This window comes from Bacteroides sp. DH3716P (assembly GCF_025914115.1).
GTDB lineage: Bacteria > Bacteroidota > Bacteroidia > Bacteroidales > Bacteroidaceae > Bacteroides > Bacteroides ovatus.
This window is the reverse complement of sequence record NZ_CP083673.1, coordinates 5523425-5536918: the sequence shown is the minus strand read 5'-3', so window position 1 is coordinate 5536918 and position 13494 is coordinate 5523425. Positions and strand designations below refer to the sequence as shown.

11 protein-coding genes are annotated in these 13494 nt (G+C 42.5%); 6 read left to right on the top strand and 5 right to left on the bottom strand.

The genetic code is table 11. The features are described from left to right. The first annotated feature begins 93 nt into the window (after window positions 1–93). Both ybaK and KQP79_RS21120 read left to right on the top strand, forming a co-directional pair. On the top strand, window positions 94–573 hold the full coding sequence (gene ybaK / locus KQP79_RS21125; RefSeq protein ID WP_004309260.1) for a Cys-tRNA(Pro) deacylase: 480 nt from the start codon (window positions 94–96) through the stop codon (window positions 571–573). A 98-nt stretch (window positions 574–671) separates the two neighbouring features. Then, window positions 672–2186, top strand: a complete 1515-nt coding sequence (locus KQP79_RS21120) for a peptide MFS transporter (protein WP_004299982.1) — start codon at window positions 672–674, stop codon at window positions 2184–2186. Between the two features lie 76 nt (window positions 2187–2262). On the opposite strand, the gene KQP79_RS21115 is transcribed toward KQP79_RS21120, so the two are convergent. Continuing rightward, a complete protein-coding gene (locus KQP79_RS21115; RefSeq protein WP_004309259.1) occupies window positions 2263–2760 on the bottom strand; it encodes a GNAT family N-acetyltransferase in 498 nt (165 codons plus the stop codon). Between the two features lie 164 nt (window positions 2761–2924). On the opposite strand from KQP79_RS21115, the gene KQP79_RS21110 reads away from it, so the two are divergent. From KQP79_RS21110 to KQP79_RS21095, 4 genes are all read left to right on the top strand, one after another. After that, window positions 2925–3251, top strand: coding sequence for a PadR family transcriptional regulator (locus KQP79_RS21110; protein WP_004299980.1), 327 nt, complete (start codon window positions 2925–2927; stop codon window positions 3249–3251). 21 nt (window positions 3252–3272) lie between these two features. Next, window positions 3273–4370 carry a PspC domain-containing protein gene (locus tag KQP79_RS21105; protein ID WP_004299979.1) on the top strand — a complete coding sequence of 366 codons (1098 nt, stop codon included), beginning with the start codon at window positions 3273–3275 and terminating at the stop codon, window positions 4368–4370. A 154-nt stretch (window positions 4371–4524) separates the two neighbouring features. Further along, window positions 4525–5523, top strand: a complete 999-nt coding sequence (locus tag KQP79_RS21100; RefSeq protein WP_004309258.1) for an MBL fold metallo-hydrolase — start codon at window positions 4525–4527, stop codon at window positions 5521–5523. Between the two features lie 159 nt (window positions 5524–5682). Next, the gene (locus KQP79_RS21095) at window positions 5683–6189 is read left to right on the top strand and encodes a flavin reductase family protein (RefSeq protein ID WP_117513136.1); all 507 of its coding nucleotides are present in this window, start codon (window positions 5683–5685) and stop codon (window positions 6187–6189) included. A 133-nt stretch (window positions 6190–6322) separates the two neighbouring features. On the opposite strand, the gene KQP79_RS21090 is transcribed toward KQP79_RS21095, so the two are convergent. From KQP79_RS21090 to KQP79_RS21075, 4 genes are all read right to left on the bottom strand, one after another. Continuing rightward, window positions 6323–8425 carry an alpha/beta hydrolase family protein gene (locus KQP79_RS21090; protein ID WP_138343880.1) on the bottom strand — a complete coding sequence of 701 codons (2103 nt, stop codon included), beginning with the start codon at window positions 8423–8425 and terminating at the stop codon, window positions 6323–6325. 48 nt (window positions 8426–8473) lie between these two features. Continuing rightward, window positions 8474–9805 carry a multidrug efflux MATE transporter BexA gene (bexA, locus tag KQP79_RS21085; protein ID WP_008022784.1) on the bottom strand — a complete coding sequence of 444 codons (1332 nt, stop codon included), beginning with the start codon at window positions 9803–9805 and terminating at the stop codon, window positions 8474–8476. Window positions 9806–9889: 84 nt separating this feature from the next. Beyond that, entirely contained in the window at window positions 9890–11743 is a 1854-nt protein-coding gene (gene yidC, locus KQP79_RS21080) for a membrane protein insertase YidC (protein WP_009040517.1), read from the bottom strand. A gap of 58 nt (window positions 11744–11801) precedes the next feature. Further along, window positions 11802–13427, bottom strand: coding sequence for a CTP synthase (locus tag KQP79_RS21075; RefSeq protein WP_004299973.1), 1626 nt, complete (start codon window positions 13425–13427; stop codon window positions 11802–11804). Between the last annotated feature and the right edge of the window lie 67 nt (window positions 13428–13494).

The following is a 13494-nucleotide window of genomic DNA, read 5'->3' as shown; positions in this document are numbered from 1 at the left end:
GAGTGCCAACTTATCGGACAATCTTCGATGAGTTGGCACTTATCATATCATATTCTTTATTTATCAGATACAGAACTTATAAATACAACGAAAATGAAAATCAATAAAACAAATGCCGCACGGCTGTTAGATAAGGCTAAGATAGCCTATGAATTAATTCCCTACGAAGTAGATGAAAACGACTTGAGTGCTGTTCATGTGGCAGCAAGTTTAGGAGAGAACATCGAGCAGGTCTTTAAAACGCTTGTTCTGCACGGCGATAAAAGCGGATATTTTGTCTGTGTCATTCCGGGAGAACATGAAGTTGATTTGAAACTGGCAGCTAAAGCTTCGGGTAACAAGAAGTGCGAGTTGATTCCCGTAAAAGAACTTCTGCCACTTACCGGATATATCCGGGGAGGTTGTTCGCCGATCGGTATGAAAAAGCATTTTCCTACTTATATTCATGAAACCAGCCAGCAATTTCCGTATATTTATGTAAGTGCCGGTGTACGGGGACTTCAGATAAAAATAGCTCCGGAAGATTTGATTCGTGAATCCAGGGCGGAAATTTGTCGTTTATTTGAGGAGTAGTTTAACAAATCATTGTGCAAAAACTCGAGAAAAAGTATATATTTGCAAAATATATGTGGTATCGACCATTAAATCATTAATTTAATAATTTATATTCTATGTTTAACAAACACCCTAAAGGACTGATAGCAGCCGCTTTAGCCAATCTAGGTGAGCGTTTTGGCTTTTATACTATGATGGCTATCCTTGTGCTTTTCTTGCAAGCCAAGTTTGGAATGAATGGAAAAGAAGCAGGATTTATTTACTCAACTTTTTATTTTTCTATTTACATTTTGGCGTTGGTCGGAGGTATTATTGCCGATAAGACGAGGAACTACAAAGGAACTATTTTCACAGGAATTGTGTTAATGGCAGTTGGTTATTTATTATTGGCTATTCCATCTAAGACTCCGGTAGATAACAAGATGCTCTATCTGGTTATTACTTGTGCTAGTTTGTTTGTTATTGCATTTGGAAACGGATTATTTAAAGGAAATTTGCAGGCATTGGTAGGACAGATGTACGATAATCCTCAATATGCCAACATGCGTGACTCCGGTTTCTCTTTATTTTATATGTTTATTAATATCGGTGCTATTTTTGCTCCGTTTGCAGCTGTAGGCGTGCGTAACTGGTGGTTATCTACTTTCGGTTATAATTATGATGCTGATCTTCCTGCTTTGTGCCATGGTCAATTAGCAGGTACTTTGTCGCCTGAAGCTACTGAAACTTATCATACCTTAGTTACCAAAGCTTCTACTGCTCCTGTACAAGACTATACGGCTTTCGCTTCAGATTATTTGAATGTCTTTACTACTGGATTCCATTACGCATTCGGGGTAGCTATTATTGCTATGGCTATTTCTTTAACCATTTATTGGTTGAATAAGAAAAACTTCCCGGATCCCAGTAAAAAGACCGTTGCTTCTTCAGCATCTTCTACAGTTGTAGAAATGAGTGCACAGGAAGTAAAACAACGTATGTATGCTCTGTTTGCTGTATTTGGTGTTGTTATTTTCTTTTGGTTTTCATTCCATCAAAATGGTCTGACTTTGACTTATTTTGCGAAAGAATATACTGACTTGAATCTGTTTGGTATGCCTATTTCAGCAGAGCTCTTCCAATCGTTAAATCCATTTTTTGTAGTGTTCCTGACTCCGGTGATTATGGCTATTTTTGCAAGTCAGCGTAGACGTGGTAAAGAGCCTTCGACTCCTAAAAAGATTGCCATCGGTATGGGAATTGCTGCATTGGCATTTATTGTAATGGCAGTCGGATCTTATTTTGCTAATTTGCCGTTGCATGAGGATATTGTAGCTGTTGGAACTTCACCAGTGAAAGTTACTCCATTTTTATTGATGCTGACCTATCTGATCTTAACAGTAGCTGAACTGTATATCTCTCCATTGGGAATTTCATTTGTATCTAAGGTTGCTCCTCCTAAATATCAAGGTATTATGCAAGGAGGATGGCTGGGAGCAACAGCACTGGGTAATCAGTTGCTAGTGATTGGTGCTATCCTGTACGAATCAATTCCTATTTGGATGACATGGACTGTGTTTGTTGTAGCTTGTACGATTTCAATGTTTACAATGATTTTCATGTTAAAATGGCTGGAACGTGTAGCGAAATAAAATCTTGCCATTAACTAAATAAACAAAATGCCCCGGAACAAGTATCATAAATGTTCCGGGGCATTTTGTTTGTATATCAAATATCCAGTCCCATAATATAATCATTCATATAATACCCGTTACCAATCGGGAAATCACCTTCCCGCAACTTTCTCATTCCCATGTGCTCGTAAAACTGCAAAGCCTTATTATTACGATTTACGTTGAGCTCCATCAAACAAGATCCCGGGTGTATCTCCTTGATACACTTGATTGCTTCCTTGAATAAAAAACTGCCGCAATGCGTACCCTGAAAACGGGGGAGGACATATATCTTCTGAAGATGGAATACATCCTTTTCCTGTTGTTGAATGGAAACGTATCCGCATGGTTCATTCTCCTTATAAGCAATGGAGTACACATGTCCCTCTTCCTCCATTTGTTTGCGCACATTGGAAGGAGCATACATCCAGTCCATCATATAATCCAGTTGTTCGGGAGATAAAATTTCCTTGTAGGTGGCGGGGAATACCTCCTTTGCCATCTTATGAATAAGCTCGCAATCGGCTACCGTTGCTTTTCGAATTGTAAACATACGTATTTTCTATTTCTTGGTTTAACGGGCACAAATATAGCCATTATTTCTTTTTATAATAAGGTGGAGAGTCTCTAATGTTTTAATTATTATTAATTTATAGTACTTTGCAATGCAAGGTACTAAAGTAATGCATATATTTGTGCATCTAAAAGAAGTGAATAATGAAAGTAGACAATGTAAAATCACAGATGAGGAAAGGCATGCTTGAATATTGTATCATGCTTTTGTTGCACAAGGAGCCCGCTTATGCTTCTGATATTATTCAGAAATTGAAAGAAGCCCAACTGATTGTAGTGGAAGGCACCTTGTATCCATTGCTTACCCGTCTGAAAAATGATGACCTGTTAAGTTATGAGTGGGTGGAATCTACCCAGGGACCTCCCCGCAAATACTATAAACTCACTGAACAAGGAGAAGTCTTTTTGGGAGAGCTGGAAATTTCCTGGAAAGAACTTAACGATACAGTGAATCATATAGCCAATAGATAATCCGAAAAAGAAGAAATAAAAATGAAAAAGACATTGACCATAAATTTAGGAGGAATTGTCTATCATATAGATGACGATGCCTACCGATTGTTAGATAATTATCTGTCTAATTTGAAGCATTACTTTCGTAAACAGGAGGGTGCGGAAGAGATCGTAAACGATATTGAGATGCGTATTGCCGAACTGTTTGCAGAGAAAGTAACTGAAGGAAAACAGGTCATCACAGTTTCGGATGTAGAAGAAATTATCGCTCGTGTCGGCAAACCGGAAGACTTTGGAATTGCTGATGAGGATATGGACTCACAGAAAAGAACGGAACAAACATCGTCCGCTAATCAAGGCAGTACGCAAACCGCTGCTCAACGCCGCTGGTTTCGTGATCCGGATAATAAATTGTTGGGAGGCGTAGCGGCAGGGTTGGCAGCTTACTTCGGTTGGGATATCACATTAGTGCGTATATTGATGATTATCCTGGTATTTGTACCTTATTGCCCGATGATTATACTTTATATTATCGGATGGATCGTTATTCCGGAAGCCCGTACTGCCGCGGAAAAATTGAGTATGCGTGGAGAAGCAGTGACCATTGAGAATATTGGCAAAACAGTGACAGACGGTTTCGAACGTGTAGCGGACGGAGTTAACAACTATATGAACTCCGGCAAACCTCGTACCTTTCTTCAAAAGATAGGCGATGTATTTGTTTCCATTGCTGCTGTTCTCTTTAAAATATTTCTGGTAGCTCTTGTCATTCTCTGCTGCCCTGTCTTGTTCGTACTGGCCGTTGTACTGGTAGCACTGGTGTTTGCAGCAATTGCCGTGGCAGTTAGCGGAGGAGCACTGCTTTACGAGATGCTGCCTGCCATCGACTGGATGCCGGTTGCTTCCGTATCTCCAATGATGACACTGCTAGGTACGATTGCCGGAGTTGCCCTCATCGGCATTCCGTTAGGAGCTTTCTTGTATACTATCTTGCGGCAATTATTCCATTGGTCACCGATGGGAACGGGTTTGAAATGGTCGCTATTGATTCTATGGATATTGGGTGCAGTCATAATGATTATTAATCTTTCAGCTCTTGGCTGGCAACTGCCTTTGTATGGCTTGCACTGCTCTTAACGAAGTCTCATTCTATTAAAAAAGGATAATATTTATTCCTTTATAAGTAAATGTACCCCGATAGTGTGTCCGGGGTACATTTTTTGTTTACTCTAATTCATCGTAAATCGAGAAATTTTTAGTAAGTTTGTAAATACGTATTCAGGAAATAAAAATGGGTGAACATATATGTTTTAGGAGAAACGAACGTTTAGCGACAGTCAACCCTTATTGGAGAGGAAATCCGATGGTGCGCGGGCGTTTTTTTAATCGGCAGCATCGCTTCCGTCCGGGGATGGGGAGTGTACTGAAATGGCGTCTTTCGCCCAATCCCCAACGCAAAGAGAAGAAAACGGTGAAATGGGATCCGAAAGTTTGTTATCTCCGTTCATTGGATGCGGTGGTGGGAGATTCCCTGATATGGCTCGGACATAATTCTTTCTTTCTCCAGTTAGCAGGTAAACGAATCATGTTCGATCCTGTGTTCGGCAGTATTCCTTTTGTGAAGAGACAGAGCGAGTTTCCCGCTAATCCTGACATATTTACAGGGATTGATTATCTACTTGTCAGCCATGACCATTTCGATCATTTGGATAAACAGAGTATAGCCCGTTTACTGAAGAATAACCCGCAAATGAAACTCTTTTGCGGCTTGGGAACCGGTGAGCTGATTCAGGGATGGTTTCCCGAAATGAAAGTGATTGAAGCCGGATGGTATCAACAAATGGAAGATGAGGGATTGAAGATTACTTTTCTACCGGCACAACACTGGAGCAAACGTTCCGTACGTGATGGTGGCCAGCGACTGTGGGGAGCTTTCATGCTGCAAGGAAATGGAATTTCTCTTTATTATAGCGGTGATACAGGTTATTCCAGTCACTTCCGTGAGATTCCCGATCTGTTCGGAGCACCGGATTATGCTTTGTTAGGCATCGGGGCATACAAACCTCGCTGGTTTATGCGTCCCAATCATATATCGCCTTACGAATCATTGACTGCCGCCGAGGAAATGCATGCTGGGCTTACCATTCCCATGCATTATGGCACATTTGATTTGTCTGACGAGCCTTTGCATGATCCCCCGAAAGTCTTCGCAACAGAGGCTAAGAAACGGAAGATTCCGGTGAAGATTCCCTATTTGGGAGAGATTGTGAAATTGAATAAACAGAAATAATTAGATAAGTACCTGCCATGAATTAATCGTTATTTTTCTAGGTACGGATTTCACGGTTTTTAGTGTTGTTATTGTTGCAAAGTAACCGTGTTAATCTGTGTAATCCGTGCCTAAATTATTATATAAACTAATTATGAATACATATTTACGAATAAAGAGATGAAGAAATTAGAAGTAAAAGATTTGAAAGAAAATTTTTTCGAAGCGATTGGAAAAGAGTGGATGCTGGTTACAGCCGGAACAAAAGAGAAGTTTAACACGATGACAGCAAGTTGGGGTGGCATCGGCTGGTTGTGGAATAAACCGGTTGCTTTCGTTTTTATCCGTCCCGAACGGTATACATACGAGTTTGTAGAGAAGAACGATTACCTGACACTTTCTTTCTTAGGAGAAGAAAATAAGAAAATTCACGCTGTTTGTGGTTCCAAGTCGGGACGTAATATGGATAAAGTAAAAGAAACCGGATTGAAACCTGTATTTACAGAAAAAGGAAATGTCCTGTTCGAGCAGGCACGTTTGAGTCTGGAATGTAAGAAACTTTATGCTGACACTATCAAACCGGAATGTTTTCTGGATAAAGAATCAATAGAAAAGTGGTACGGTGGTGCTCATGGAGGTTTCCATAAGATGTATATTGTAGAAATTGAAAATATTTATTCGGAGTAAATTTAGCGAACTTTTTTATAATTTTAGCCGATTTTGATGAATGCAATGGAGAAGCCCCTGAACTCAAAAGATTGAGAACAGGGGCTTCTTTTAGTTTACTATGTTTATTCTACTATGTAATTAACGTAAAATTTTATTTAGACGGAGCTTTCTTCACCCATTTGTCCAACCATTCAAAGAATGTGCGCTGCCATAACACTCCATTCTGTGGCTTCAATACCCAGTGGTTTTCATCCGGATAAATCAGCAGCTCTGCAGGAACACCACGCATCACGGCAGCATCAAAAGCAGCCATAGCCTGATTAGCCAGGATACGGTAGTCTTTTTCTCCATGGATACAGAGAATAGGAGTATCCCATTTCTCTACGAATAGGTGAGGAGAGTTGGCAAACGTACGCTGTGCCACCGGATTCTGTTTTTCCCAGTATGCGCCTCCCATATCCCAGTTGGCAAACCATTTTTCTTCAGTTTCCAGATATTGCATTTCCATATTGAAGATACCGTCGTGGGCGATGAAGGCTTTGAATCGTTTGTCATGATGTCCCGCCAACCAGTATACAGAGAATCCTCCGAAGCTGGCACCTACACATCCCAAGCGATCTTTGTCTACATACGGCTCTTTTGCCATTTCATCGATAGCAGTGAAATAATCTTTCATACACTGGCCACCGTAGTCACCACTGATCTGTTCGTTCCATTCCACGCCAAATCCCGGCAAGCCGCGACGATTCGGAGCAACAATGATATAATCATTGGCTGCCATAATCTGGAAATTCCAGCGATAAGACCAGAACTGGCTTACCGGACTTTGCGGACCTCCTTCACAGAACAGCAAAGTCGGATATTTCTTGTTCGGATCAAACTGCGGAGGATAGATTACCCATGTCAACATCTGTTTGCCATCTGTTGTTTTCATCCAGCGACCTTCCACTTTACCCATTTCCAACTGGTCGTAGATCTGCTTGTTTTCCTGCGTCAGTTGAGTAGTAGAGCCATCCAGTGCCACAGTATAAATTTCATCACCCATGCTCATTGAATGACGTTTGGCGATCAGTTTATCCCCGAAAAGAGCTACACCTTCATAATCGTACATTCCTGAAGTAATGGCCTTTACCGAATCATTTGCCAGGTCAAGCGCATAAATCTGTGACTCTCCATGCCATACACCTGTGAAATAAATCATCTTTGCATCTGCTCCCCATACAAAAGCGTCTACATTCGATTCGAATGCTTTGCTCACAAAACGTTTCTCTCCGGTTTCCAAATTCATGATGAACAGACGGTTTAAGTCGGCTTCGTAACCGTCACGTTCCATACTCTGCCAGGCGATATATTTGCCGTCTGGAGAGTATTGCGGATTGGTATCGTACCCTTTGTTTTCTTCCGTGATATTTTCCGTTTTTTGGGTATTCAGGTCATAGACATAAATATCCGAATTGGTAGAAATCGCATATTCCAGTCCTGTCTTTTTACGGCAAGTGTAAGCCACTTTGTCCGAAGTTGTATTCCAGGCAAGTTGCTCAATGCCACCCCAGGGTTTCATCGGACTTTCATACGGTTCTCCGTTCAGGATATCCACGATATTGGAAATACCGTTACCGTCGAAGTCGGCAATAAAAGGATGTGGAGCTGTCGTTACCCATTCATCCCAATGTTTGTACATCAGATCGGTCACGATGATACCTGTGGCTTTCGGCAGGTCCGGATATTTATCAGCAGTGCTTTCTTTCGTCTTTACTTGTGAGATAAACAGTAGCTTTTTGCCATCTGGCGAAATGGAATAACCTTCGATGTCTCCGTCGTAGTGGGTCAATTGCTTGCGTCCGCTACCATCCGGGTTCATTTGATAGAGCTGGCTGCTTCCGTTGTCATTACTTAAGAATGCAAGTTTGGTGCCTCCTTTAATCCATGTCACTTCATTTTCCTGATACGGGGTATGAGTGATTTGCTGGTTTTCGCTTCCATCTGCGTTCATCACGAAAACTTCGCGGTTACTCTTGTTTTCCGGTACACTGTAATACGTTACCGTATACGCAATTTTCTTTCCGTCGGGCGATACGGCGAATCCGCCGATACGTCCCATAGCCCAAAGTGCTTCGGGAGTCATGCGCTTCCCTTCGATCTTAATATCCGATTTCTCGATAAGCACCTGATCTGTTTTGCCTGCGTCTTTCGTTCCTCCGCAGGCAGCTAACAACATTGCTGCCGACATCATAAATAAATTAGCTTGTCTCATATATTTTATAAAATGTTTATTTTCTTGCGAAGATAGTGAAAAAAGGATTTAAATCTTCTTTTTCTGCCAGTTTCCTTTCTTCATATACCAGTAGCAGAACAACAGTATAAAAGTACCGTACACACATTCCGTTGTCCAGGCAAAAGCGACGTCCATCTGCAGGTACATAATGAAATATGCCGAGTAGGTGACATAGATAGCCAGTACACAAAGTTCCATAGCCAATGCAGTCCGCGTATTTCCTGTTCCTGATACCGATTGGAAATACACATTGGCAGGCACCAGCACCAGATAGGCAGAACATAGTACCCACAGTGAAGGAACGGATGCCGCCCTTAAATCCGGGATGTCTGTATAAATGCGCAGAATCAGATCCGGGAATAAACAGAAGAATACCAGGATCGGCAATACAAAGATATATCCGATACGGATATGCTGTTTGATAGTTCCCCGTACACAATCCTGTTCGCCTGCACCGATCAGGTTACTTACCAATGAACCGCAGGTGGAAGCAAATGCCATTGCAATCATAAACGGTATCCCCGACACGTTGCGGATGATGTTGGCAATCGCCAATGACCGCTCTCCCAAATGTTCCACAAACAAGAAGAACATGAACCAGGTAGACAAAGAAACGAAATTCTGAATCATTGTCCACACAGAAACATTCAGTATGCGTTTCAGTGTTTTTCCATGGAATTTGGGCAATATGTTCAACGCATATTTCTTGCAGTCAATTCGTTTCCATGTATAGATGATAAAGAAAATCACCGATACCATTTCGGCCAGTGACGAACCGATGGCAGCACCGGCAATTCCCAGTTGCGGGAAACCGAATTTACCGAAGATCAGGATATAGTTGAATACCACGTTCGAAAGCACCATTACGATAGAGTTCAGCGTCAGTGTTTTGGTTTGTGTCGTACCTACAAAGAAGGCGCGGAACATGACCATGACAAAAGAAAAGAAGAACCCGTACACACGCCAGTGAATATAACTTTCGGCTGCATCGTAAATGTGAGGAGACGAAATGATATTCTTTAAGATATATGGTGAAAATACGATGGAGAATGTGAATAAAATCACTGCCATGGCAAGCAGGAAATAAATGCCCTGATAGAAAATCGGTCCGATTTCCTTGTAGTTTCCTTCTCCGTTGCGGCGGGCGATTAAGATCTGTGCGCCGATGCTGAAGCCGAATGCCATCATAAAGATGGCGAGATAATATACCCCTGCGATAGCAGAAGCACCCAGCTCGATTTCTCCCACACGTCCCAGGAAGGCCGTGTCCGTCATGCCGATCATTTGCTCCATAATCAGACTGATCAGGATAGGGAAGGTGATCGTCCAGATTTGTTTATACGAATATTTAGTTTTCATCTTATTATATTGTTTAGAGAAAGAAAGCTGGGCAACCAAAATAGGGTGTCCGGCTTTCTTAGAATATGATTCAGGAATAATTCCTTATTTTTTATTCTGTCTTTGCTGTTGCAGTAGCTCTTGTTGCTTTTGCATCGCTTCCAGGCGAGCAGCAAATCCGGTCTTTTTCATTTGTTTCGGGTCCTTCTTTTTCGCTTCAAGAATAGCCAACAATTTAGTTTCGTCGGTCGTTTTACGAAGCAGAATCATAGTACCCACGCTAATCAGCGTTGACACGAAGTAGTAATAGTTCAAACCTGACGGATAGTCGTTCAAGACAAACAAGAACATAATCGGCATCAGATACATCATCCATTTCATTGCCGCCATTTGTGGTTGCGCTCCGGTATCCTGCATAGACATCGTGTACTTCGTGTTCAAGATGTTTGTCACCGTCATCAGCAAGCAGAACAAGCTAAGGTGGTTGCCCAGGAACGGAATATGGAATGGGAATGTGATGATAGCGTCATAAGTAGAAAGGTCGTCTGCCCATAAGAAACTCTGTTGACGCAGCTCGATAGCACTCGGCACGAACATAAACAAAGCCATCAGGATAGGGAACTGCAATAACATCGGCAGACAGCCGCCCATCGGGCTTACCCCGTACTGGCTGTAAAGACCCATCACCTCCTGCTGTTTCTTCATTGCATCTTCCTGCTTCGGATATTTCTTGCTGATTTCGTCAATTTTCGGTTTCAATACACGCATCTTGGCAGAAGACATGTACGTTTTCCAGGTAGCCGGATAAACCACGACTTTCACCATGATGGTCAGAATCAACAGTACGATACCCATGCTCAATCCCCAACCGGATAACCAGTCGAATACGTTGATTGTGATAAACTGGTTAATCCAGCGAATCAACGGCCAGCCCAGATAAACCAGTCTGTGAAGTTCCCATTTCTCGTCGCGGCCTTTATCCAGCGCTTTCAGCGTCTTAAAGTGGTTCGGACCGAAGTAGAAGTACATCTCTGTCGGTTCCTTGCCTGACGGATCAAAGAAAGTATTCATTTCAGCAGAATAATCTTTGATATATCCGCTTCCCTGTTGTTCCATTTTTGACTTAACGGAAACCTTGTCGAAATCCTGTTCAGCGATAAATACAGACGAGAAGAACTGATTCTTGAAAGCTACCCAATCAATGCGTCCCGGCAAATCCTGACTGTCATCTTTGGCAGCAGACAAGTTGTCTACATTGTCACCTGTTACTTTATAAGTCAGTTCCGACAGACGATTCTCATAAGTGAATCCTTTTTCCAGTTGGCGGGCACGTTGTGACCAGTCGATGTCCACATACTTAGTACTAGCCAACTTGTCTTCCATGCCTGTCGCTTTGATTTCAAAGTTCATCAGGTAGCTATCCGGTTTCAGCGTATAGATGAAATCGATATAGCTTGCGCTATCCGCAGCCAGGCGCATTGTAACACTACTGTCCGTCTTGTTCACAGCTTCAAAGAAATAATCTTTGGTCTGGATGGCTCCTGCCTTGTTGTAAAAGTTGAAGTTCATCGAAGCATCGTCACCGTCGAACAACATGACCGGCGTCTTTTTGTCTTGTGCCATATAATCTTTCAGCATGGCTGAATAGACACGTCCGCCTTTGGTTGTGAAAGTGATTTCCGCTACATTATTCTGGATGCTGATTTTAGAGTCGGTTCCATGCAAGGCATTGAAAAACAAAGCAGAAGAATCGGCAGCCGATGCCACCTCTTTTTGACTGTTAGCCAGTGCAGCTTCCGTTTTAGCCTTCAACGCTTCCTCCTGCTGCTGTACCACGGCAATAGAATCGTAGTATTTCTTTTGCGCAGCTATCTGTTCCTCGCTTGGACGGCTCAAAAAACTGAATCCTACCAATAATATACCTATCAGAACGAGACCTGTGATGGTGTTTTTATCCATTCTTATTTTAATTACAAATTATATAAATTACAAACTACCGGTTGTTTACCACGTATCGTTAGCCGTTCACCGTTGCTTTTTCGTTTTCGATGGCAGCTTTCACAAATGCAACGAACAACGGATGAGGGTTCAGTACCGTACTACCATATTCCGGATGGAACTGTGTACCGACAAACCATTTCAAAGTTGGGATCTCAACGATTTCTACCAGATCCGATTCCGGGTTGATACCTACACATTTCATGCCGGCAGCTTCATATCGGTCTTTATAATCATTGTTGAACTCATAGCGATGGCGGTGACGTTCCTGAATATGTTCCTGTCCGTAAGCCTGATATGCTTTCGAACCTTTCTGCAATACACATTCGTAAGCACCCAGACGCATCGTACCACCCATATTGGTGATTGCTTTCTGCTCTTCCATGATATCAATCACGTTGTGCGGAGTCTTTTCATCCATTTCACGTGAGTTGGCATCTGCGTATCCTAGTACGTTGCGTGCAAACTCAATAGCAATACATTGCATACCCAGACAAATACCGAAAGTCGGAATGTCATGTGTACGTGTATATTTGATAGCGACAAACTTGCCGTCGATACCCCGTTGACCGAATCCCGGACCAATCATTACGCCCGCCATACCTTTCAAAGCTTCAGCTACATTCTCATCTGTCAGTTTCTCGCTGTTTACGAAATGAACTTCCACTTTGCGGTCATTGTAAGTACCCGCTTGCGATAAAGCTTCACGGATAGACTTGTAAGCGTCCTGCAAATCGTATTTTCCAACCAGTGCAATATTGATCGGTTCTTTAGTCTCTGCAGCGTGACGACGTTCCAGGAATTTACGCCATGGGCCGAGTCCCGGAGTTTCTCCTACCGGCAGTCCCATCTTTTCGAGGATAGTGCTGTCCAGCCCTTGCGCCTGCATCAGGATAGGTACTTCGTAAATTGTTTCCGCGTCGATAGACTGCACGACGGCTTTATCGTCTACATTACAGAATTGTGCCACTTTCTTACGCAGTCCGTCACTTAGCGGATGCTCGGCACGCAGTACCAGTACATCCGGCTGAATACCCACACTTTGGAGTTCCTTTACAGAATGTTGCGTCGGTTTTGTTTTCAATTCTCCGGCAGCAGCAAGATAAGGAACATAGGTCAAGTGTACGCAAAGAGCGTTCTTACCGAGTTCCCATTTCAACTGACGGATACTTTCGAGGTAGGGGAGTGATTCGATGTCACCTACCGTACCACCGATTTCAGTAATCACAAAATCAAACTTGTATTTATTACCAAGCAGTTTTACATTCCGTTTGATCTCGTCTGTGATGTGAGGAATCACCTGGATCGTTTTACCCAGATAATCTCCACGACGTTCCTTGTCAATGACGCTCTTGTAGATACGTCCCGTAGTAATGTTGTTCGCCTTTGTCGTTTGTATACCCAGGAATCGCTCATAGTGTCCCAAGTCGAGGTCGGCTTCGTGTCCGTCTACGGTTACATAGCACTCTCCGTGCTCATAAGGATTCAATGTTCCCGGGTCGATGTTGATATACGGGTCAAACTTCTGGATGGTTACATTATAACCTCTTGCTTGCAGCAACTTACCGATGGATGATGAGATGATCCCTTTTCCTAAAGAAGAGGCAACACCACCGGTGACGAAAATATACTTTGTTTCTCCCACAGCTATAACTGTTTTAATAATTGTTTACTTAGTAGTATTCTTACGAACTTAAAAACCGCAAAATTAT